Origin of the sequence: Sinorhizobium medicae, from assembly GCF_007827695.1 — a bacterium.
GTDB classification, from domain to species: Bacteria; Pseudomonadota; Alphaproteobacteria; order Rhizobiales; family Rhizobiaceae; genus Sinorhizobium; species Sinorhizobium medicae.
The window spans coordinates 52,503-73,901 of sequence record NZ_VITA01000012.1 but is presented as its reverse complement, the minus strand read 5'-3'; the positions used below and the strand labels follow the sequence as shown (position 1 = coordinate 73,901).

18 protein-coding genes are annotated in these 21,399 nt (G+C 60.8%); 11 read left to right on the top strand and 7 right to left on the bottom strand.

Features of this window, described 5'->3' with window-relative positions; genetic code table 11:
- Window positions 1–50: 50 nt before the first annotated feature.
- Window positions 51–1,139, bottom strand: a complete 1,089-nt coding sequence (locus FB009_RS20230; RefSeq protein WP_011976128.1) for an AbrB family transcriptional regulator — start codon at window positions 1,137–1,139, stop codon at window positions 51–53.
- 251 nt (window positions 1,140–1,390) lie between these two features.
- Between FB009_RS20230 and FB009_RS20225 the strand changes: the two genes are divergently transcribed.
- A complete protein-coding gene (locus FB009_RS20225; RefSeq protein WP_011976127.1) occupies window positions 1,391–2,518 on the top strand; it encodes an ATP-dependent DNA helicase in 1,128 nt (375 codons plus the stop codon).
- Window positions 2,519–2,565: 47 nt separating this feature from the next.
- On the opposite strand, the gene suhR is transcribed toward FB009_RS20225, so the two are convergent.
- Entirely contained in the window at window positions 2,566–4,458 is a 1,893-nt protein-coding gene (suhR, locus tag FB009_RS20220; protein ID WP_011976126.1) for an RpoH suppressor SuhR, read from the bottom strand.
- Window positions 4,459–4,886: 428 nt separating this feature from the next.
- Between suhR and FB009_RS20210 the strand changes: the two genes are divergently transcribed.
- The 5 genes from FB009_RS20210 to FB009_RS20190 are packed head-to-tail and all read left to right on the top strand — an operon-like array spanning window position 4,887 to window position 11,891.
- Entirely contained in the window at window positions 4,887–7,958 is a 3,072-nt protein-coding gene (locus tag FB009_RS20210; protein ID WP_011976124.1) for an ATP-binding protein, read from the top strand.
- Complete coding sequence (locus FB009_RS20205; protein ID WP_011976123.1) at window positions 7,942–9,171, top strand: YcaO-like family protein; 1,230 nt, start codon at window positions 7,942–7,944, stop codon at window positions 9,169–9,171. Before FB009_RS20210 ends, FB009_RS20205 begins: the two co-directional genes overlap by 17 nt.
- 7 nt (window positions 9,172–9,178) lie before the next feature.
- Entirely contained in the window at window positions 9,179–9,955 is a 777-nt protein-coding gene (locus FB009_RS20200; RefSeq protein ID WP_102045214.1) for a TfuA-like protein, read from the top strand.
- Window positions 9,956–9,989: 34 nt separating this feature from the next.
- A complete protein-coding gene (locus FB009_RS20195; RefSeq protein WP_011976121.1) occupies window positions 9,990–11,174 on the top strand; it encodes a gluzincin family metallopeptidase in 1,185 nt (394 codons plus the stop codon).
- Between the two features lie 21 nt (window positions 11,175–11,195).
- Window positions 11,196–11,891 (top strand): hypothetical protein, encoded by a 696-nt coding sequence (locus FB009_RS20190; RefSeq protein WP_011976120.1) that lies wholly within the window; start codon window positions 11,196–11,198, stop codon window positions 11,889–11,891.
- A 24-nt stretch (window positions 11,892–11,915) separates the two neighbouring features.
- Here FB009_RS20190 and FB009_RS20185 read toward each other — a convergent pair whose 3' ends face one another.
- The 4 genes from FB009_RS20185 to FB009_RS20170 all read right to left on the bottom strand — a co-directional run bounded on the left by FB009_RS20185 (window position 11,916) and on the right by FB009_RS20170 (window position 14,894).
- Complete coding sequence (locus FB009_RS20185) at window positions 11,916–12,284, bottom strand: EF-hand domain-containing protein (RefSeq protein ID WP_011976119.1); 369 nt, start codon at window positions 12,282–12,284, stop codon at window positions 11,916–11,918.
- A gap of 14 nt (window positions 12,285–12,298) precedes the next feature.
- On the bottom strand, window positions 12,299–12,541 hold the full coding sequence (locus FB009_RS20180) for a glycine zipper 2TM domain-containing protein (RefSeq protein ID WP_011976118.1): 243 nt from the start codon (window positions 12,539–12,541) through the stop codon (window positions 12,299–12,301).
- A 309-nt stretch (window positions 12,542–12,850) separates the two neighbouring features.
- The gene (locus tag FB009_RS20175; RefSeq protein ID WP_011976117.1) at window positions 12,851–13,957 is read right to left on the bottom strand and encodes a hypothetical protein; all 1,107 of its coding nucleotides are present in this window, start codon (window positions 13,955–13,957) and stop codon (window positions 12,851–12,853) included.
- A 229-nt stretch (window positions 13,958–14,186) separates the two neighbouring features.
- The gene (locus tag FB009_RS20170; RefSeq protein WP_011976116.1) at window positions 14,187–14,894 is read right to left on the bottom strand and encodes a DUF899 family protein; all 708 of its coding nucleotides are present in this window, start codon (window positions 14,892–14,894) and stop codon (window positions 14,187–14,189) included.
- Between the two features lie 197 nt (window positions 14,895–15,091).
- Here FB009_RS20170 and FB009_RS20165 point away from each other — a divergent pair, with 197 nt between their 5' ends.
- The 3 genes from FB009_RS20165 to FB009_RS20155 all read left to right on the top strand — a co-directional run bounded on the left by FB009_RS20165 (window position 15,092) and on the right by FB009_RS20155 (window position 18,949).
- Window positions 15,092–15,844, top strand: a complete 753-nt coding sequence (locus tag FB009_RS20165; protein WP_011976115.1) for a pyridoxine 5'-phosphate synthase — start codon at window positions 15,092–15,094, stop codon at window positions 15,842–15,844.
- 227 nt (window positions 15,845–16,071) lie between these two features.
- Window positions 16,072–18,087 (top strand): acyltransferase family protein, encoded by a 2,016-nt coding sequence (locus tag FB009_RS20160; RefSeq protein WP_011976114.1) that lies wholly within the window; start codon window positions 16,072–16,074, stop codon window positions 18,085–18,087.
- Between the two features lie 181 nt (window positions 18,088–18,268).
- Window positions 18,269–18,949, top strand: a complete 681-nt coding sequence (locus FB009_RS20155) for a LuxR C-terminal-related transcriptional regulator (RefSeq protein WP_011976113.1) — start codon at window positions 18,269–18,271, stop codon at window positions 18,947–18,949.
- A 53-nt stretch (window positions 18,950–19,002) separates the two neighbouring features.
- On the opposite strand, the gene FB009_RS20150 is transcribed toward FB009_RS20155, so the two are convergent.
- Window positions 19,003–20,346 carry a hypothetical protein gene (locus tag FB009_RS20150; RefSeq protein WP_011976112.1) on the bottom strand — a complete coding sequence of 448 codons (1,344 nt, stop codon included), beginning with the start codon at window positions 20,344–20,346 and terminating at the stop codon, window positions 19,003–19,005.
- Window positions 20,347–20,775: 429 nt separating this feature from the next.
- Between FB009_RS20150 and FB009_RS20145 the strand changes: the two genes are divergently transcribed.
- Window positions 20,776–21,207, top strand: coding sequence for a hypothetical protein (locus FB009_RS20145; RefSeq protein ID WP_011976111.1), 432 nt, complete (start codon window positions 20,776–20,778; stop codon window positions 21,205–21,207).
- Window positions 21,208–21,249: 42 nt separating this feature from the next.
- On the top strand, window positions 21,250–21,399 hold the full coding sequence (locus FB009_RS20140; protein WP_011976110.1) for a DUF5989 family protein: 150 nt from the start codon (window positions 21,250–21,252) through the stop codon (window positions 21,397–21,399).

The following is a 21,399-nucleotide window of genomic DNA, read 5'->3' as shown; positions in this document are numbered from 1 at the left end:
GGGCACAAGGCTATCTACTGGCGCGCCGACGCCGGGCATTGCGGCGGACTTCACGCCCGGTCGGCGACGAAGCGGGCGAGGGCGGGGCCGATCAGCGTGATGATGAGCAGGCGGGCCGTCTGCAAGGCCATCACGAAAGGAAGGTCGACATTGCTCGATGCGGCGATCACGGCAATGGAATCGAGCCCGCCGGGGCTGGTCGCGAGATAGGCGGTCAGCGGATCGATGCCGGCGGCCTCGATGAGCAACAGCGCGAGAAGACCGGAAAAGGATATAAGCACGAGAATGGAGACGATCGTCGGCAGCAGGGCGCGACGGGCGTGCGCAAGAATTGACCGCGTAAAGCCAAGGCCGATATTCCAGCCGAGCATTGCGAAAGAGAGCGCCAGAAGCCATTGCGGCAGTTCGATCGTCAGCGTTCCAGTGATGTTGAGGGCCGAACCGATTGCGAAAGGCACGAGAAAGGCGCCGGCGGGGACGCGCAGCATTTTGCCGAGAAAGCCGCCGATGATGCCGATGGCGAGGGTCATGAAGAAGGGAACGCCCGCTATGGGGGCAAACCAGCGGACTGCCGTCGGCGCCTCGGCACCGCTCACCCAAAGATGGGAAACGATCGTGGCAGTTCCGGCGACGAAGACGACGCGCAGATATTGCATGAAAGCGACGAGCCGGGCATCCGCACCATAGGCATCGGCCATCAGGAGCATGGTCGAGGCCGCGCCCGCCGACGAGCCCCAGATCGCGGTCGTGCCCGGCAGAATGCCCATGCGCGTGATCGTCCAGCCGCAGAGTGTGCTGACGCCGATCACCGAGAGAACGATTCCAAGGAAGAGGGGCCAATGGCCGGAAAAGGTCGCGAGAAGATCGGGGCTCATGGAGGCTGCGATCATCATGGCCAGTATCACCTGGACGCAGAAGAAGAGCTGTCGCGGCAATCGTATCGTGCCGCCATTCATGCCGATGACCGCACCCGCGATCATCGGCCCCATCAACAGGCCGGCGGGAATACCGATCATTTCGAGTATCCCGGCGAAGACGGCGGAGAGCAGGGCAAGCAGGCCCCATTGCCAAAGGGGGGACAGGCGTCCCAGTCCGCCGTTCCTGGGCAGCGTCGGGGTTGAGGGCTGTTCCGGCTTCAAGAATATTCTCCGGGGCGGATCGGCTGCGTCGACGATCGCGCACACTGTATGCAGCGCGGCGTTGGTAGCAGCATCCGCCGCCCCGGTTCAAGGCGAGGTACAAAAAAGTGCCACAGGCTTCGGGCCGAAAGACGGCTTCAATGGGTCGATAAGATGCTGCAGGAATTTCCGAACGGCTTTCGACCGGTTGTGGCGGCCGAACGGTCAAATCCGCACTTGCGTCCGGCGGCCGAATCCTGACACTCAGGATCATGCAGTTCGCTCCGCAACAGGATGAGGCCCTGAAGGCCGTTTCGAAATGGTTAAAGGAAGGCCGTTCTCAACTCTTCCGGCTGTTCGGCTATGCAGGGACCGGCAAGACGACGCTCGCCCGCCATTTCGCAGAAAATGTGGATGGCGAGGTGGTTTTTGCCGCGTTTACCGGCAAGGCCGCGCAGGTGCTGCGTTCCAAGGGGGCGACGAATGCCAAGACCATTCACTCTCTGATCTACCGCCCGCGCGGTGAGGAGGAGGTGGAGAACGAGGAGACAGGGAAGACCTCGATCGCCCCGATGTTCGCGATCAACCGCCAGAGCCCGGTTGCGAAAGCCGCGCTGATCATTGTCGACGAATGCTCGATGGTGGACGAAGCGCTCGGCAAGGATCTGATGAGCTTTGGCACGCCAATTCTCGTTCTCGGCGATCCCGGGCAGCTCCCGCCGGTTTCCGGTGGCGGCTACTTTACCAATCAGGAACCGGATTTTCTCCTGACCGATATCCATCGCCAGGCGAGAGACAACCCGATCATTCAGCTCGCCATGCAGGTGCGAGAGGGCAAGGAGATCATGCGTGGCGACTATGGCACCGCGCAGGTCATCCCGAAGGGCGAAGTGACACAGCCTCTGGTGCTTGAGGCAGATCAGGTCCTGGTCGGGACGAACAGGACGCGGCGGCGCTACAACCAAAGACTGCGAGAGCTGAAAGGCTTCACCAGCGAATATCCGCAATCCGGCGACAAGCTCGTGTGCCTTCGCAACGATCCCGCCAAGGGGCTGCTCAACGGTTCGCTCTGGCAGGTGATGAGCTCGTCGAAGGAAACGGTCAAGCCGGGGATCAACCTGATGATCCGGCCGGAAGAAGACGACATGAATCGGGGCGCGGCGAAGATAAAGCTCCTGAAGGCGGCGTTCGAGGATGTCGAGGGTGAAATTCCCTGGACCACGCGCAAGCGCTACGACGAATTCGACTACGGCTACGCGCTGACCGTGCACAAGGCCCAGGGATCACAGTGGAACAATGTCGTGCTTTTCGACGAGAGCTGGGCTTTCCGCGATACGCGCGAACGCTGGCTCTATACGGCGATCACGCGCGCGGCCGAGCGGTTGACGATCGTGAGGTGAATGAGGGCTCGCTGTCTCTTATTTCAGTGGTTTGCCGGCTCCTCGTTCTAATAAGTCGGTGCGATCTGCAATTGTGGCAGCGGCCTTGGGGCGGTTTTGGTCAGGTCAGGCCCTTCTTCGCTCCATATCTTCCCTTCGCTGATAAGCTGCTCGAAGAGCCGCGCCGCCTCATGGCGCTCCGCCTTGTTTGCGAACCGATAGGAGGGCGGCGTCGCCGTGGCGTCGCGGGCGAGGGCATAGGCGACCTCATAATCCGGGATTTTCGGCTGATAGGCGTCGCTCGCCGCGATGTCGATCGTATAGCGCTGGAGGGCCGAGGCGAGATTGCGCCAGCGGATCCAATAGTGGTTCTCGAAGGAGAACCGGGCGAAGATCTCGCCTGCGGCCGTGCCCTTTTTGGAGACGGCGTCCAGAACCTGTTTCGTCATTGCCAGGTTGAGTCCACCTTCCTCCGGGCTCAACGCAACATGGACGATGCGTTCGCGGTGGCCCGGCGCGCGTGACTGGAGCAGATCGCGCCAGTTCTGCATCGTCGCGACGATCCCGAACACGAAGGCGCAGAGCTCATGGACGGCCGAATTTCGTGCTATCGCCTGATAGTGCCGCTGCCATCCCTGTCGATTGCTTTCCGGCAGGAACACGGCAGGCTGTGGCCGCGTGTCGGACGTAGTAGGATAAACGAGATTGATGGCGAAGGTGGGCCATCTGGGCAGCGCCCTGTCGAACAGGTGGATCGGGAAGTTGCTGCTTATGCCGCCGTCCGAGAACCAGCAGATCCGGAATGCGGCCGGTCCCGCCCGGCGCTTCCTGCCACCGGTGGTGAGCGCTTCCGTGCTGTCCAATACTGTCTTCTCTTCGACGTCATCAGGACCAGCGCGGGCTTCCCCCTCGGTTGCGGGCGGGCTCTCGGGCCGGGCGGGCTCGTAGAGCGGCACGGCGCTGATCAGCAGGGGAAAGCTGAGGCTCATCCGCGTTGCGACGAGCACCGGCATATCGGCGTCATGCGGGAGCAGATAGTAGTTCTCGCCCGCCACAGTGACCGGATCCCGCGCCTTCTCCACCATCCAATCGACGACGGCCTTCGGGAAGAGCATGTCGAAATCCCTGCGCCGAAACCAGAAAAGCGCGCTTTCGAAGGGCAGGCTGCGCGGCTCCTGGTGCGATATGCCCGTCGTGATCATCTTCAGGGTCACGGCGCGCTCGGAGCCCGGTTCGCCCGGATAGCGCGGGGCCGTCCAGAGATCGCCGAAGGTGAGGGGCTGATCCAAAGGTTTGCCTGAAAGCGCCTGCAGGGTTTCGTGGAGCCAATCCGTAAGGGCCGCGTTTCGGCCACGGGAGCGATCATGGAATGCCTTGCCGGTACAGAGACCCATCAGATTGCGCCGCATGAGACGAGCGATGCGAAGCACCGCGAACACCGCTCCTCCAACATAGGCGCAGATCACAGCCGGTAGGGCGGCGGATAAAATGCCTGTCGGACCACCCACAGCATAAGCAAGGCTCGCGAGGGAGGCGAACAACAGCAGCATCTCGACGGGTGCGATGCGCAGGACGCTGCCTAGAAGCGCAAGGGTTTTGCGAAGAAAGCCGGCACTGCCGGCCAAGATGACGAGCAGGCGGAATGCCTGACCTGCGCCGGCCGCAGGTTGGAGGAGGCTCCTGATAAAGCCGGGCGAGGACAGATTGGCCGAAGCCCTGGCAAGGCCTTCGAAACCGATGAACTCTTCCGGCTGAGCGACCGGAACCTTCAACCGCTTGCACCGGTCTCCGACCGCAGCGGCCGAGCAGGCCGCGGCTGCGATCGCGCCGGCCGAGGTGCCGCCGATGTTCTTGAACCGGTAGTCGCGCGCGAGCGCCAGCACCGCGTTCGGATAGACAATACCGCTGGTGATTCCGCCCTTCATGACGAGATCGCAATATTTTGCGGGAGTACGTGCCATCGATTGTCTCCTGATACGGGCTGGGTGCCTGGGAGCTGCTCCACCATTGTTTCCGAGGTTGAGCCCAAACTCAGCGGCAATCCAGTGCCGCTTCCTCCAGGCTCAGCGGTGATGATCTCGGCGGTACCTTCGGATAGAACCTTCGCCAATCATCGCCGCCCTGACGAAAACCTGCTCCGGCAGAATGTTCCATTTAGACAGCAAAGGCTCTAAAGATTGCCAGCTTGTACGCTTTGCAACTGCCTGCCGATTGACATTGGCCGATGCGGCAATCAGCCTTCCCGAGTCGATCCCGACACCGCGTGCAGCGAGGGTGATTTTGCGCACGCCTTTCCAGGTCGGGGTCACGTTGAAAGGGAAGAAACGGACAGTCGCCAGATGCCGAGCCGCGTCTGAGTGAATTCGGCTGCCGGACGTGGGGGTAGTGCATGCTGCGTGATAGCCGGACCAAAACACCACGAAAAGCGCCCGAGCGTGGACAAGGCTCGGGCGGCTCTTCCGTGCGTGGAGGCGAGCGGCGCATCGTCACGGCACTTTGCTACGATTTGGTCGGCTCGACCGATCTGATGCATGTCATGGATATCGAGGACTACCAGGAACTGATGTCCGCGTTCCAATTCGCCTCGAAGCAAGAAATTGCATCGCATTCGGGCGTGATGCAGCACGAGGCCGGCGATGGCGGCGTTGCGCTTTTTCCGATCGAGCTCGAGGCCAGGGACGCTGCCTCACTCGCAATTCGGGCAGGACTGGGCATTGTCGAAGCCTGCAAGCGGGTAGGTCGCGAGGCGGGGCAGGACGATCTGCAGGTTCGCGTGGGCATCGCCACTTCCGTCGCCCTGGTTCGCGAAGCGTCACGCGAGGGCTGGGCTCAGGAGCCGGTCACGGGCGCCGCTCTTGCCATGGCTGCCCGCCTGCAGGCGATCGCTGCGCCGAGCAGCGTGCTTGTTTGCGAGGAAACACGCCACCTTGCAGGCAGGTCCTATTCATTTGTGTTTGAAGGCAGCAAGGAACTCAAGGGCTTTACGACACCTGAGAAAGTGTGGCGCGCGCTCGGTCACAAGGTAGGCATAGACCGCTTCTATGCTTTCGGCCGGCTCGGCGGACCCTTGATCAACCGAGAGAACGAACTGAATACCATCGGGCGGATCTGGGACGGTGTTCTTGCGGGACAAGGCTCCGTGGTCCTTATCGAGGGTGATGCCGGCATCGGCAAATCGCGGTTGCTGAGGGAAATCCGCAGACGAACGCGCGGCCGGCGTTCCAAGCTCCTCTTCTTCCAGTGTCTCCCTGGCGGGTTCCGCTCGACGCTTCATCCTCTCCTCAACAACCTTCCGGGATCGGTATCCGGCGGCGGCCAGATGGGTCCGACGGCCGCCGCCGTAGCGGCTCTGTTCGAGCGCAACGGTATCAGGGATGCGGAGGTCGTCGATATCTTTGCCTATCTGCTCGGGGCGCAGGGAAGCCGGCAGCCGTCGAGCAAGGATCCGAAGGCGATCCGCGAAAGGGCGCATCGCGCCCTGCTTCGTGCATTGGAAGCCATGTGCCGAAGTGGGCCGGCCGTCGTGGCCGTCGAGGACATCCATTGGATAGACCCGACATCGCAAGACCTTCTCGGCGAAGCTGCCAGGATAATCGGACAATTCCCAATCCTACTCGTCACGACATCGCGTCCTGCCTCTGCGTCGGAATGGCTGGATATAGCCAGCCCGACGCGCCTGCCGTTGCGGCCTCTCGATCCGGATGAGACCAGACTGGCCATAAAGGCAAAATGGCCGGAGCATCGCCTCGACCTGCTTCCCGATCTCTTCGACGCGACGGAACGGATCTCGGGCGGCGTTCCACTGTTCATAGAAGAGATCTGCCAATGGGTGTCGCAAAACGTCGAACCTGACACGATGCGATTGTCGGAGAGCGCCAATCCCACGCATGTGTCGGCGTTCGAATCGATATTGGCGTCCCGCCTGCAACAATTGGGCACGGCCAGGGAGGTGGCACGCGCGGCGGCGGTAGCCGGCACGCAGGTGACCCTGCCCCTGCTTCGGGCTCTCCTACCCGATTTCGGCAAGAGCGCACTTGCAAACGCTGCCGATACCCTCTGCGAAACCGGATTTCTGACGCGGATAAGGTTGCCGGGACGGACCGCCTATGGGTTCCGGCATACGCTGATACAGGAAACGATCTACAAATCCGTGCTGCGTAAGCAGCGGCAGGTGCTGCATCGGCGGCTCTTCACGACAGTAAACCAAAATCGCGGCATCGCCGCATGGATTGATACGGGCGCTCTTGCCGAACATGCGGAGCGGGCGGGACTCCTCGAAGAGGCTGCCCCCTTGTTCATCACTGCGGGAAAGGAAAGTTCGAGCCGGTCCGCGATGATCGAGGCGAAACAGTTTCTGGAACATGCCCTGGATCTCTGCGGCCAACTGGGCGAGAGCGACACCGCCGAACCTCTGAAGCTTTCAGCGTTTACGGCGCTCGGTCCGATTCTGATAGGAGCAGTCGGTCTGAGCTCCGAGCCCGCGCGCAGGCTTTACGAGGACGCGGTCGAGATTGCCCGTCAGCGGCCGCTGTCCGAGCAGTCCCAATGGTTTCCGATATACTGGGGTTGGTGGCTTACGGGATCGAATTTTCGCGTCATGCACGACCGCGCTCTGGAGGTGCGGTCGATGCTGTCGAAGGCCAATGAGCCGGAAATCCAGCTCCAGGTCAATCACTGCATCTGGGCGATCGATTTCAATCTCGGCCGCCATCGGGAAACGCAGGAGGCGATCAAGGCGGGCCTTGCGCTCTATGACGAAAAGCGGGCCAAAGAGAGCCGGACGGAGTTCGGTGGGCATGACGCCAAGGTCTGCGGCCTCGGCCAACTCGCACTCTCCCTGTGGCTCACAGGACGCACCAAGGCATCCGACGCGGCGCTTTCGAGAATGATCGCTTTCGCGGATCGGATAGCGCATGCACACAGCAAGGCGCATTCCCTGGACACAGAAGCGGTGTCGGCCTTTTACCGGGACGATTTCGAAGGGCTCACCCGTATTTCCCTGCGAATGGCGGATTTTGCCCAGAGGCACAAGATGCAGTCTCTGTCCGGCCTCTCGAATCTCTTCGGCGGCTGGGCCGAGGCACATCGCACGAGTCTTGCGAGCGGGCATGCCTTGTTCCAGAGCGGCTTGTCTCAATTGCGCGAGCTCGGTGCCGTCGCGGATCTGCCGATCTATCTTTGCATGCACGCAACGCTGCTGGGTCTTGCCGGAAGGATCGAACCGGCGATCAACGTGGTGAATGAGGCGATCGGGAAGGGTGAGGAAACCGGTCACGCCTACTGGCTGGCGGAGTTGCACCGGTGCCGTGCAATTCTTCTGGCGCGTACAGGGGAGCGTAAGGAAGTTGTTGCTGCGGACCTGCGCTGCGCTATCGAGATCGCTGAGAGCCAAGGGGCGACGGCGTTGCTCAGGCGGGCTCGAAAATCGACGCGGGAGCTCGGCATTGTCATCAGGCACTGAGCGAGACGGTGTGAGGCCGAAGAACGGCGCGGGCGTCGACGGCACCGCCGCGGACCTCCATGCCTCTATCGTCTCCGCGCGGAAGGTACCCTTTTCCGCCGATCCGGTTGAGGGGAACCTGGAACGCTGCCTCGCCGCGCTTCCTCCGCTCTGCCGCCGCGCGCGCATCACGCGGCTCGGCGATCTGACCGGCCTTGACCGGATCGGGCTGCCGGTGATGCAGGCTGTCCGGCCTGCCGCGCTCTCCGAAGTTACGTCTCTCGGAAGGGGCTTCTCCAAAGCGGAGGCGGCAGTCGGCGCGCTGATGGAATCGCTCGAACGCTATTTTGCCGAGTCCATTCCGGCAGATCGGACCTTTCTCGCGACCGCCGACCAACTCGAAGTCACCAAGGGTCTCTTTGAGAACCTCGTGGTTCCGGAACGGCGTGGAAAATGGCGTCAACAGGTCATTGCCTGGATCGAAGGGATCGATGTCCTGAGCGGCTTAGTGCAGCCGGTGCCGCTGGAACTCGTGCATACCCGTTACAGCGATCCGCCGCCGGCCCATGACGGCGTCTTCCTGCGCACGACCACCGGCCTTGCCTGCCATACCAGCCCCAATGGCGCTTTCCTGCACGGATTATGGGAATGCCTCGAACGGGATGCGATCGCCCGTGCCTTTGCCACGCATGGCTTCTTCGATCGGATGCGGCTTGCGCCCTTTGGCCTGGGGGACAGGATTGATCGTATTCGGTCGGTTGCGAGCGCTCGCGGCATCTCCTTCGCCCTGTGGCTCGCTCCCTCTCCGGCATCCGTTCCCGTCGTCTGGTGTCAGACGATCGAGACTTCGCCGGGTGAGCCGATACTGGCGCTGCCGACGGAAGGTTACGCCGCGGGCCCGAGCGTTGCAGCGGCGGCTGCAAGCGCAATGCTGGAAGCACTCTCGGCACGGGCAGGGGCGATCTCTGGCGCCCGCGACGACCAGACGAGGGAGCACTATCGCAGGAGGACGGACGGGGCGATAGCGAAGGCCCGGGAGCTTATTCTTGGCGATCACGCTACAAGGTTCATGGAGACACCGACGCTGACGCTCACAAATTCCGGTGCGCTGGCAGGCCGCGTGATCGATGCAGGGCTCGGACCGGTGCTGGCCATTTCCGTGGGTGCCGAAGGCGGTGTACATTGCGTGCGAACCGTTCTTCCTGGTGCCTCTCCCTTCTTCGTCTTGCGGTGAGTATGCGATGGCAGCCGATGGTCCGATTCTGGTGTTCCTTGGTCCGACCCTGCGGCTTGCCGAGGCGGAAAAAATCCTCGATGCCGTTTATCTGCAGCCGGCTGCGCAAGGTGACTTTCTGCTTGCTGCGCATGCCTTTCGTCCGAGCGCCATGGTTCTGATAGACGGACAATTCCAGGACAGACCGGCGGTCCGGCACAAGGAAATCCTCTGGGCGATGGCGCAGGGGATTGTCGTCATCGGAGCCGCCAGCATGGGCGCGCTCAGAGCAGCGGAGCTTGACGCTTTCGGCATGATCGGCGTCGGCCTCATCTACAGGTGGTATCGGCGCTTCAGCCTTGGTCCGCTTTCCGACGCCGCGCCAGACGATGCGATTGCCGTGCTTTCGGGACCGCCGGAACTCGGTTTTCTTCCTTTGACGGATGCACTTGTCGACCTGCAGCGGACCTTTTTCGCCTTGTCGCGAAGCGGTGTCATCCTCCCTTCGGAGCGCGATCGGCTTACAACTATCGCTAGAGATATGAACTTCCGGGAGCGTTCCCTTGCGGCAGTCTTTCGAGCGGCGGGCCGCGCGCCCGACAGGAGCGGCGAACTCAGAGCGCAAATCATCGGGCAGAAGCGTCGCGATGCGCTGGATGCGCTGCGCAAGGCTCCGGTCCTTCTGGCGCAGCACCGTCAGGCGCACCGCGCTGATGGCTGGATCGCAACGAACACCTTCCTCCGGGACCTAGAGGCCGGCGGCATTGACTCGAATTTGGTGAACACCTATAAATTGAAACCATAATTTAGGCATTTTAAAATCGGGGACAGTTTGTGCGATGCGTCTGCTTCGGGACGAGGCCCTCGCATCCGGTGACGCGCACTTAGGTACGCGCTTCTGGATCTTCCCTCAGCCACCCTTCATCCCCGGCTATGAGAAGCCGGATCGCATCTGGCTGCCGATACCGCGGGACGAGATCGGTGAGGGGCCGAGCGACGCAACGATGTATGTGGTCGATCCCGTCCAGGACAAGGAACCCTACGGTCTTGACAGGCTGCCGCCGTTCCATGGCGCTCTCCGTCTACCGGCTGCCCCGGGCCCGGACCGTCATTTCGACAACCTTTCTCCCGATTCCCGGGCGTTCCTCCCGGTTCATGCCTATGCCTGCGTCCATTTCGTCCTCAACATCTGGCAGAGCTATCTGGGCAGGCCGGTGCGCTGGTTCTTCGACCAGACCTTTCCGCGGCTCGAGATCGTTGCTTTCGTGAACTGGGACAATGCGCAGGCGGGCTATGGATTTCTGGAGCTCGGCTGTTCCGATATAGACGGGATCAAGCGGCCCTATGCACTGAATTTCGACACGATTGCCCACGAAACCGGCCACCTCATCCTGCTTTCGGAAACCGGTATCCCGACTTCCGTTTCACGCGGCGGCGACTTCTTCTCCTTTTCGGAGGCCTTTTCCGATCTGGTCTCGCTGATTTCGTTCCTGCATTTCGAGTCGGCCGTCGACAGGCTGCTCAGGCGGACCAAGGGTAACCTCCTGCTCTATAACGAGCTCAACCGGTTTGCGGAGACCAGCCCGGAAAGCCAGATCCGCCTCGCAACGAATTTTAGACGGATGTCCGAGGTTACACGCGAGGTGCACGATCGGGCATTGCCCTTCGTCGGTGCGATCTTCGATTCAATTGTCGAGCTGTATCATCGCGAACTCGTGGAGCGAGACTGTGCCGATATAAGGCTGCTCGACATCGACCTCCGGCATCTGGAGCAGGACGATTTCGACCGATTTCGCCAGGCGACGGCGGAGGCGTTCCGGATCAAACCGATGGTTTTCGGTCTTGCGCTTCGGGCGGCTCGCGACGCGGTGGGGCAGGCGCTCGCAACGTCGTTGCCATCGATCAACCCGGACACCTTGCGGCTCGATCAGGTCGCTTCCGCCGTCGTCGCCGCGGCCGGAGGGCAGGCTGCGGGGGTCCTGGAGGCCAATTTCGTATGGCGTGAAATCATCAGTGCGAGATAGGGGACAGAAAAGGAGAGGAAGATGAGTAATTGCAGCAGCAATCCCGGAGTGGGCAGAGAGCCGGAGGGTCTGTCCAAGCCGATTTACGATACCTACAATCCAAGCGAGGTGCGGCTTTACGGGCGGCCGGCGACGCGGGAAGAAATCTTCAAGATTACAGACGAGCAAATCCGGCAAAGAATCGAAACATCGTTACGCGAAACATCACTAAAGGAAGACGACCTCAGAACGCTCGTCAGAATAGTTAAGGAAGCGGCTCTCGGGACGATCGACAATGATGTTCTCGCCGGCATTTTCAGGCAACAGATTGTCCTTGCAATATTCGATGACGAGTTGAAATTCAATCAGCTCCCAGTCAGCGTCAACATACCGTCGAAGAACTTCGAGAAGGGTGGCGAGCGATACATCAAGAGTATTGGTGTTATCTACGGCTATGCCTATGAAGGTCAATGCTACAAGCTGCCGAAGCCGCAGATCATGTACCTGCCGGATGAGCCGCGGGAGATCCTCGGTGGCGATTGCGGGTGCGACTGCGGATATGTTCCCGAACTCGGCTACGCGGTCTGGCAGATCGACAAGCTCGAGCGCGTCATTGCGCTGGACGTCCGCTCCGACGACGTGAAGACCCTGGTGCTCGACGAGAACATGCCCGGCAGCCGGTCGCCGATGGCATATGCACAGGTAATGGCGCTTGCTCCGCAGAGACATCGTGACTGATGGTTGTCTGTGCGGCGACGGGGCTTACTGCAGGCTGCCGTCGCCGCTTCTGTCGGCCGATTGAAAATCAGCCATGACCCTGTTCAGGAACTCGGTCTGGCTAAGCTTGCCGTCGCGGTCGGCGTCGGTGGCGGCAAACTGCTTTCCGTCGAGAATCTGCGCCACTTCTTCCGAGCGCAGGCTTCCGTCCTTGTTCCTGTCCATGTTCGTGAAGGCCGAGGTCATGAAGGCTTGATACTCGGGTCGGTCGACGGCGCCGTTCCCGTCACGATCGAGTCGACTCATTTGGCCCTGGTTCATGGCACCAGGCTGATCCTGCGCCGCCCCCGTACTCACCTGGACAAGAGTCACCTGGGAAAGCGCAAGCGCGGTCACGAGGACTGATCTTTTCATCACTGCCGGCCCCCTTATCGGGTGCAGGTCAAGGCACTGCCCGCAGCGCTGCCGAGCACGGCGCCGCCACCTACAGCCCATAGCTGGCCCGTTCCCGAGCCGATGGTCGCGCCGGCCAGGCCACCCACGACCGCCCCACCGACGGTGCCCGCGATGCAGCCGAACTCACCGGGCCGTCCGCCGGTCATCGAGGCGGATTGGCAGCCGGACAAGGCAAGGCAGCCTGCGAGGGTAAGCGTGATCGTGCAATTCTTCATTTCGTCCTCCAAGCGTACTGCCCGTACCGAATACAGATCGTAGGAGGCGCCATTGAGTGGCGTCGAATGGAAACGGGCGTCCGTTCATTCGCATATTCGGCCGAAAACCCGGCGCACTGTTCCTTGAAATACTCTACAAAACCGAGGAACTGTCAATGAATACTACCGCTGCCTTTGGGTGAAGACAACTCTCAGCCCGCTTGATGACCATCACCAATGGCGACAGATGATGCCGGCCGTGATTACAATCCGGTGCGCAACTCCGCGCCGGCACGTCTCCACCTGCGTGAATGGCCACAGGCGTAAAATTCAATGGCCATTGATCTTGTGCGGACTGCTTACGGAAAGGATGAAGAAGGGCTCGTCGCCTTTGAGGGGCTTGAGCTTCTGCTGGCAGTTCCAGGCCTGCTGGAAACTGTCGCGCGTCAGCAGCTTCCGGTACTTGGCAGTCGCCGACATGCATTGCATCATGGTACTTTGCAAGCCTTCCAGTGCGGCATGCGCATAGATCTCGCCGTCCAGCGAGAAGAGTTTCGCTGCAAGCGAAGTGCTTTCGTAGAGAACATCGGCCTCGCTATCGAGGCGGTCGGCGGAGATGAAGTCCTGGCGCAAAGGGATGCCTTCCCCATCGTGGGACAGGGTGACCCGGATGCCCGCCGCAGGCGCATCGTGCCAGGCGAGCGCGATGGAAAACGCAAGCGCCTGATTGCCGGATGCCGGTGTGCGGTTCCCATCAGACACGTGCGCCTGGGCAAGTGTGCCATGCCGAAGCGCCGCATCACGCAGTTGCGAGGAGAAACGCCGGGTGCTCCTGTGCTGCGATCCTGTCACGCTGATGCTGACGGAGGGAAGCCCCCTGACGGCGGCCATCGGACCATTGACGAGTTTAGCCTCGGCATCGATGTCGAGCGACATTTCCGAGGCCGGCAGAGGGGCGAAAAGGAGAAGCGGCAGCACGGTAAGCACGGCCCAGGGGGACGAAAAGGGGGCGGGCTGCCAGGGTGGCCCGCGTCCGGGCTGGCGACGGCGGGCGCCCGCGGCATCCGGGCCCGGCAATGCCTCGACGCCGTTTGAACACCGGCGGTACTCCGGCACATAGGTCCCCTTGGGAATGGCGATCTGCCATTCTTCGCCGGCGCCATCCGTTTCGTAGAATGCCTTAAGCAGCTTGCGCAGCTTGCCGGCATGGACGCGCACAAGAGGATCGCTGTCGGCATTGAAGGTCTGGCCGCGTCCGAAAACATCAATGGCGATCGAGTAGCCCTTCAGCTGAGCGCCTTCACCGATGATTTCCTTTTCCACCACATAGGAGAGAAACGTGCGCAGACGTTCGGAGCGCTGAAAGCCCTTGCTGTCGAGAACCCGGGCGAGCGCTCGCCGGATCGTCTCATCGCATGGCCTTTCGGCAGGCGTCATCGGTGGCTCCAAGAAAGTGTGCGGCTCAATGCCGGAATTGTGTTTTAGCACATAAGCAACTTTAATCTGATTCGGAACTTAGGCCCAAAGATGGTGGTTGTCAGGCCGCCCGTCGGAAAGTGATGTCAAACAGTAAAAATTTCCCCATTCGAGGGCGGACGCCAGTGCAACGCCTGCACCGCTCCGATCGGGGGCGGGCAGGCGGCAGCCTTCGATGCGGCCGACGTCTTCAGCCGTTACGGTATTCGAGTTTCGGGTACCAGTCGCCGCCCCGGCCTTCGGGTGTGGTGTCGAGCAGGGTCCAAAGAGGGTCCGGATCCGGTGCATCACGAGGGTCCTGGCCCGGATCGGCCATCTCGTTGCTGATCTCCGCGCTCCAGAAATGCCGGATCGTTCCGTCCTTGCGCGTAAACACGGTGTAGCCCGGAACATCTTCGTCGCCGGCACTGACATAATCGCGGGTGAAGTCCCCGTCGCTATCGGAGTAGACCTTCAACTGGGTCCAGCCACGAGCCATCTTTGCGGCGAGCAATCTTTCGATCGGCGAACGGGCGACCATAGCGAGTGACACGCGCTGCTCGATATCTGGCAATTTTCCTTCCCAAGCCGCCATCAGGGAGGTGCACATAGGGCAAGGCTTTTCGCGTTGCGGACCAAACATGTAGCTGTAGACGATGAGGGTGTCCCTCTCGCCGAAGAGATCGGCTAGCGTGACGGCCCCGTACTCGCTCTCAAAGCGGTACGTCTTCGCCACTTCACCGCCGGGCGGCAGTCGTCTTCGCATTTCCGCCACCCGCTCGAGGTGGCGCCTCAATTCGATCTCTTCGGCGAGCAGCGCGTTTCGGGCTTGCCGGTACTCGGCGCTTTCGTTGGGGAAGCGGGCGCGGTTGCGCGCCGCCAGTTCCGTTGCGGGGATCAGCGTGGTCTGGGTCGCCATGATCTCTCTCCTCCGGGGTTTTGAGGCTTCTCGCCTTCAGGAGCGTTGATATCAACGTAGTTAAGCCCTGTCAAAGAGGCGCGGCTTGCGAAAAGCGTGCAAAGACCGTTACCTGTTCCCGAAATCTGCGCTAGAACAGCAGCGCAATCATCATTCGGCCCCTTTTGCGATCGGGGCATTTCGTCTGAAAGTTCGACATGCCTGCAAAGCTCTCCGTAAATCTCAACGCAATTGCAATGCTGCGTAACCGGCGCGATCTCCCCTGGCCCTCGGTGACCGGGCTGGGCCGCATCGCCCTGCAGGCGGGAGCGAGCGGTCTGACCGTTCATCCGCGGCCGGACCAGAGGCATATTCGCTTTTCCGACCTCCAACCGATCCGCAACCTGATAGACGACGAGTTTCCGGCCGCTGAATTCAACATGGAGGGCTTTCCGAACGAGGCGTTTCTCGAACTCGTCGAGCGACATGAACCGGAGCAGGTGACATTGGTGCCGGACGATCCGGCGCAAGCGACCTCCGACCATGGCTGGGACTTTCACAAGAGCCATAACCTGCTCGGCAACGTTGTCGGGAGTCTTAAGAAGAAGGGCTACCGCGTCTCGCTCTTTGCTGATGGCACCCCCGACCTGCAAGCGCTGAAAATCGCGAAGGAGACGGGGGCCGACCGGATTGAGCTTTATACAGGACCCTACGGCGGCTGTTACGATGATCCGGAGAAGGCGGAGCGGGTCGCGACCGAGTTGGGCCGCACCGCGGAGATCGCGATCGGCCTCGGGCTTGCCGTCAATGCGGGCCACGATCTGACCGTCGCAAACCTGCCGTTGCTCGTCAAATACATCCCCGAACTCGCCGAGGTCTCGATCGGCCATGGGCTGACGGCAGATGCGCTCGAATATGGCATGGCCGAAACCGTGCGACGCTTTCGCCGCGCCTGCGGCGAGGCGGCTTAGAAACATCCGAAGGTTTGAGGAGAGATACTCCTCTTTCATCGCTAGCCACTTGACGAATGGCTGCCTGCGTGTTTTTTGGAATCGAATTGCGCAGACGGCGGGTCCAAAGACCATGGGCCACAGTTTTGAGCCGGTCCAATCCGAATTGTTTTATAAAGTTCAATCTACAGCGTTATAGATCAAGTTATTTCGAATAAATTCATTGCCAATGCTCGAGGTGCACTCACATGGAGTACCGAAGGGATATCGACGGGCTGCGAGCGATCGCGGTCCTACCGGTCGTTCTTTATCATGCGGGCATTCCGGGCTTTTCCGGTGGGTTCGTGGGCGTCGATATCTTCTTCGTGATATCGGGCTTCTTGATCACGGGAATACTCCATAAGGAGCTCGCCGAAGGGCGCTTTTCGCTTGTCAGGTTCTACGAGCGGCGTGCCCGCCGGATATTGCCGGCGCTTTTCGTCGTCGTGGCGACGTGTCTGGTCGCGGGTGTGCTTCTGCTTCTTCCGGACATGCTGGTCGGACTTGCGCGCTCGGCACTGGCCACAATGTTGTTCGCATCGAATATCTGGTTCTGGTTCTCCACGTCCGATTATTTCGCTCCGAGTGCGGATTTGGAGCCCCTGCTGCATACCTGGTCGCTGGCGGTCGAAGAGCAGTTCTACATCGTCTTGCCACTCCTCCTTTGGTGGCTCCATGGAAAGCCGCGCAGAACAGTCCTCGGGGCGCTTGCCGGCCTATGCATCCTGTCCTTCGTGCTTTCCGCCTGGGCCACTGGACCCTATCCGCAGGAAAGTTTCTATTTCGCGCCAACGCGGGCATGGGAACTGGGACTCGGCGTCCTGTTGGCGCTCGGCGCGTTTCCGGCCTGCCGAAACGCGCGCCTGGTCGAGGCGGTTGCGTTGTCCGGTATCGCAGCGATCTTCATCTCCGTGGTTTTCTATAGTGCTGCGACGTCATTTCCGGGCCTCGCCGCCGCGCTGCCATGTTTCGGTGCGCTGGCGTTGCTTTGGTCGGGTGAACAACGGCGTACAATTGTGGCGCGCTTGCTGTCCGGCCCTGTGCCGGTGGCTATCGGTCTCGCCTCCTATTCCCTCTATCTCTGGCATTGGCCGATCATCGTTTATTTCCGTCTGACGCTCGGTACGCTGGATCTGCCGCATGCGCAGGCACTCATCGCCATAGGCCTTTCCTTCGTATGCGCCTTCGCAAGCCTCTATTTCGTCGAGAGGCCTTTCCGCCGCGGGCCGCCGGCCGGATTTTCGCCGCGCCTCATCGTTGCGTCAGGGCTTGCCGGCGCTGTTACCCTCTCGCTCGTTTCGGCGGCCGTAAACATAGGTGAGGGGCTCCCCGAACGTCTTCCTCAGGATGTTCGGCTCGCCTATGCCGGCAGCCGCGACGTCGACACCCGCCGTGGCCGGTGTGAAGGCAGGCTTCCAAGTGAAGGTCTGTGCCGCATCGAAGGCGAAGTAAGTTCGCCCGCCGATCTGAGGAACGATGTGCTTCTGTGGGGCGACTCCCATGCAGGGGCGCTCATGTCGGGCCTTGATTTTGTGATGGACGATCGGAAACTCGGCGGCGCGGTGGCCTTCAGAGGCGCATGCCCGCCGATCCTCGGTGTACAGAGGGTAGACCAGAGACACAGCCGTGATTGCGTCGCCTTCAACGAGGCTATCATGACGATGCTGGAGAAAACCGATGATTTCCCGGTGGTGGTCCTGAGCGCACGTTGGCCACTGGCGGCGAACGGCAAACGCTATCCCGGCGAAACGGGACGTCCTGCAGTCCTCGACCGTGTGGACTTCAAGGAGGCGAGCCACAGCACCGCCGGAAATTATGAAATCTTCAAGAGCGAGTTTTTGAAGACGGTTCGAGCGATCCGCGATACGGGGCGGCGCGTCGTCATAGTGGACGGCATACCGGAAATCGGCTGGTCTGTTCCGCACGCACTCGGGCTTCACCGCCTGATCGACGCCGAACTGCCGCCTCCACCCACGCGGCAGGCGGTAGAGGCACGCAGCGCAAAGGCGAATTCGGTCCTGGCCATTGCCGATGAGGATCCGGGCGTACAGCGCGTCAGCGCCGTGCCGCTTCTGTGCAACCCCATCTGCGCTGTCGAGAAGGACGGCATCCCCTTGTATTCCGACGATGACCACCTTAGCGTCTACGGTGCGATGACTCTCGTGCCGAGGATGTTCAAGGACCTGATGCCAAGCGAAACCGATCGCCGGCTCGGGCCCGGCTAGATCATTTCCAGGAAGAGTGGATATGAATCCCGTCCGGGATTGCGGAAATACATAGCAATTCCGCGAGAACACGAGTTTCGGAAGAATGGTGCAGCTTCGATTGTGGCGGCTTCAGCCAGTTGGACCCGCGCCGCACAAGTGGCACCATGGGACGGGTGCTCCCGATCTATGGGATGGGGCAATGGACAGGGAAGATCAAACGCATTCCGGCTCATCCATCAGTCCTCGTATCGTGGTGATCGCCGATCACCAGACGGATCTGGACGAACTGTCGCGCATAATCGGCGCCGAGCCCGAATGGCACTTGATTGCAGCCTGCCGAACCGCCGCGGATGCGATCGATACCCTATCCGCCAATCCAGTCGATCTCGTTCTCGTCGACCTAGACCTGACGGAGATGGATGACCTGGAGCTCGTTCGACGCTTCAGCCGGGAAATGCCCGGTCTATCCTGCGTCATCCTTGCCGCCGAGATGAACGACGAAGAGCTTGCCGAAGCGATGCGGAACGGCGTGGGCGGCGTCGTCCTGAAGGCGCGGGCACAGAGCTCTCTTGTCGACTGCATTCGGGCCGTCGTGGCGGGACGCACCTATCTTGCCGGCCAAAGCATGAATTCGGTGGTAAGCCGCATTCGGGAACGGGATGCCGAACGCCGCGCGGTCTTGCAAAAGTTGACACCGCGCGAGTTGGAGATCTCGCGTCTGGCGGCCTCGGGTCTGCGCAGCCGCGAAATCGCCGCGAGGCTCGGAATAGCCCCGGGGACCGTGAAACTCCATCTCCACAGCGTGTACGGCAAGCTCAATTTAACCACCCGTGTGGAGCTCGCCAATCTTGCTCAACGACTGCAGCTAGGACACGGCTGACGGCGGCAGTGTTGCCGGGCCGGCGCTCGGCCGGCATCCGGACGGAAAAGCCTCTATTCGTTCTCCACGACTTGCCCCGGGAGCTGCCGGGAGCCCGGTGTTGCCGCGCCCACGCGACGAAGAATCTCGCTCGCCGCGAACTCGGCTCCGGTGCGACTGAAATGGGCGTCGGGCGCATACATCAGCAGTGGGTCGGCCTGCGCGCGGATCGCCGGATTGAGATCAATGACCTCGATCCCTTCCGCCGCGGCGGCGCCCAGGACTTTTATCCTCAGCGGATCGAAGGGCCGATCAGACGAGAACGGTCCCATGAAACGGTCGATCCTCGGCACGTAGACCAGTGTAAAAGAGCCGCCCCAGCTCTCGGTGAGTTGCTTTGCCCGGTGCAAGATTCGTCTGAACTCCGGATTGCTTGGAGTAATTTTCGGATAAACCAGCCCGAGGCGCGTGAGGGTCTGCTGCAGTGCGACGAAATTGCGAAACAAGGCCGTTCTGGTGAGGAGGTCCACGCTTGTCACAGCAGCGTTCCTATGCTCGGTCAAGATGCTTCGTGCCTGCCGCATCGCATTCTGCACGGCAGATTGCAAACCGAAGTCCGCATCCGGCGACAGCGCCGTGCGGAGCCACGGAACTGCAAGTTCGCGTTCCAGATTTTCCCAGTCGTTGCCTTCGAAGAAGACCATCATCACGCGCCGCGGGCGCAAGATCTCGCCAAAGCGGCCGAGAGCAGCGAGTTCGGTCAGAGGGCCGTTTCCGCGTATGCCTATGCTTGCGGTGCGGATACCGCCCGCACGCAATTGGGACGCTAGGTCATCTCCCGGCGGCAGGCAAAAGCCTTCCACGAAAGAATCTCCAAGGAGCATCAAATCCAGCGGATCGTCATAGAGGTCATCGGGATTGTTGAAGCCGTATCGGTCGGCGGTGTAGCTGACCACACCATCGCCGGACGTGCAAAGCACCACTTCCGCAGCCGGAAATCCGGAAAGCAGCGCCTCGGGCAGTTCGTCGGTGCCAGAGACGCGGTTCAGGTATCGAAGCGTGAAGCCGGGAACCATATTATCGTTGCGTCTGAGCGTTTCTGCCTGCGCTTCGCTGAGTTGTCCGAACATTCCCAAACGCACGGATACGGCCGTTACCGTGTGCATCGCCTCGAACAGGAAGAGGCCGAGCAAAATGCTCGATCCGCAGACGCCCGCAAGAATGGAAAGGTTTGGCCTCGCAAACAGGCCGAGAACGAGGAAGCACGCAGCGAGCAGGCCGGGGATCACCACATAACGAACGAAATGCGGGGCTTCAGCAGCGAACAGATCGTAATTGAGCAACGCGTAGACGGGACTGAGCAACAGATAAAGGGCCGGAAGCACGCACACCGCAAGCCCGAAATGCCGCTTTTTCATAATGCGTATCCTCGTTCGCAAACCGTTTATAGTGCGAAGACTAGGGAAAACGTCTCTTTAAGAGCGCCTTATCCTGCTCCTCTGCAGTGACGGCTTGGGTGATAACCGTTTTAAAATCTTGTGACTGAATTCAAATAAATACTGTAGGATAATCTCGAGAATATTCTTGCGCCGGAAATATACGAATTTTTTCCGGAAGAGTCTCAAGCAAAATTAATGTCGTTTCAGGTCAGAGTGTGGCGGTGACACGTTGCCGCCGCTTGCCGACGGGGCGACCAGCGGGTTCCCCTATATCCAATGGTATATTGACCCAGGGGGATACCGCTTGTTCTATACTCAGCATCTTATCTATTCATTGCAATGACGCGACCGCATGTCGCAACAATCAGTATTAGGCAGATATTAGCACTCGCCGCTGGGAAGTGCCCAATGAACAATTCGCATGAATCCTTTCCGGAGCACGCGCTGGAGGGGCCGTCGAACCGTAGCTTCGGCTACACCGTCGGCGGAATACTGCTCGCTTTCGTTTTTGTGAAGTGGGCGATCACCGGTGTGTTCACGTTCATCTCGGTCGCGCTTGCCGTCGCAGGTCTTGTCCTCGTTGTATTGGCGCTCGTTCATCCTGGTTGGCTTTCGGTTCCGAACCGACTCTGGATGGGGCTTGGCATGGTGATGTTCAAGGTCGTCAATCCGGTGCTTATGCTGTTGATCTACTCGGTGGCATTCGTGCCCCTCGGCGTTTTTCTGAAATGGCGCGGTTACAATCCGCTCGCCGGCGCTTTGGATCGGAGCGCCGTCAGCTATTGGACAGCGCGCGCGCCGCACGAGCCTGACCCGGCGACGATGCGCAATCAATTTTGACGCAGGGCCAGAGCCAATGCCCTGTCTGCGGGGAGGACTAGCATGGAACTGATACGCGAACTCTGGACCTATATGGGCGTCCGAAAGAAGTTCTGGCTCCTGCCGATCTTCATCGTCCTTGGCGTCTTTGGCGCAATGGTCGTGCTGACACAGGGTACGGCGGTCGCTCCATTCATCTATACCTTGTTCTGA

Excerpts from the sequence above, each read along its gene's own strand:
- FB009_RS20155 (WP_011976113.1), top strand. The coding sequence starts at position 18,269 with ATGGACAGGGAAGATCAAACGCATTCCGGCTCATCCATCAGTCCTCGT.
- FB009_RS20170 (WP_011976116.1), bottom strand. The coding sequence starts at position 14,894 with ATGGCGACCCAGACCACGCTGATCCCCGCAACGGAACTGGCGGCGCGC.
- FB009_RS20160 (WP_011976114.1), top strand. The coding sequence starts at position 16,072 with ATGGAGTACCGAAGGGATATCGACGGGCTGCGAGCGATCGCGGTCCTA.
- FB009_RS20145 (WP_011976111.1), top strand. The coding sequence starts at position 20,776 with ATGAACAATTCGCATGAATCCTTTCCGGAGCACGCGCTGGAGGGGCCG.
- FB009_RS20165 (WP_011976115.1), top strand. The coding sequence starts at position 15,092 with ATGCCTGCAAAGCTCTCCGTAAATCTCAACGCAATTGCAATGCTGCGT.
- FB009_RS20210 (WP_011976124.1), top strand. The coding sequence starts at position 4,887 with ATGCTGCGTGATAGCCGGACCAAAACACCACGAAAAGCGCCCGAGCGT.
- suhR (WP_011976126.1), bottom strand. The coding sequence starts at position 4,458 with ATGGCACGTACTCCCGCAAAATATTGCGATCTCGTCATGAAGGGCGGA.
- FB009_RS20150 (WP_011976112.1), bottom strand. The coding sequence starts at position 20,346 with ATGAAAAAGCGGCATTTCGGGCTTGCGGTGTGCGTGCTTCCGGCCCTT.
- FB009_RS20190 (WP_011976120.1), top strand. The coding sequence starts at position 11,196 with ATGAGTAATTGCAGCAGCAATCCCGGAGTGGGCAGAGAGCCGGAGGGT.
- FB009_RS20195 (WP_011976121.1), top strand. The coding sequence starts at position 9,990 with ATGCGTCTGCTTCGGGACGAGGCCCTCGCATCCGGTGACGCGCACTTA.
- FB009_RS20140 (WP_011976110.1), top strand. The coding sequence starts at position 21,250 with ATGGAACTGATACGCGAACTCTGGACCTATATGGGCGTCCGAAAGAAG.
- FB009_RS20200 (WP_102045214.1), top strand. The coding sequence starts at position 9,179 with ATGGCAGCCGATGGTCCGATTCTGGTGTTCCTTGGTCCGACCCTGCGG.
- FB009_RS20185 (WP_011976119.1), bottom strand. The coding sequence starts at position 12,284 with ATGAAAAGATCAGTCCTCGTGACCGCGCTTGCGCTTTCCCAGGTGACT.
- FB009_RS20175 (WP_011976117.1), bottom strand. The coding sequence starts at position 13,957 with ATGACGCCTGCCGAAAGGCCATGCGATGAGACGATCCGGCGAGCGCTC.
- FB009_RS20180 (WP_011976118.1), bottom strand. The coding sequence starts at position 12,541 with ATGAAGAATTGCACGATCACGCTTACCCTCGCAGGCTGCCTTGCCTTG.
- FB009_RS20225 (WP_011976127.1), top strand. The coding sequence starts at position 1,391 with ATGCAGTTCGCTCCGCAACAGGATGAGGCCCTGAAGGCCGTTTCGAAA.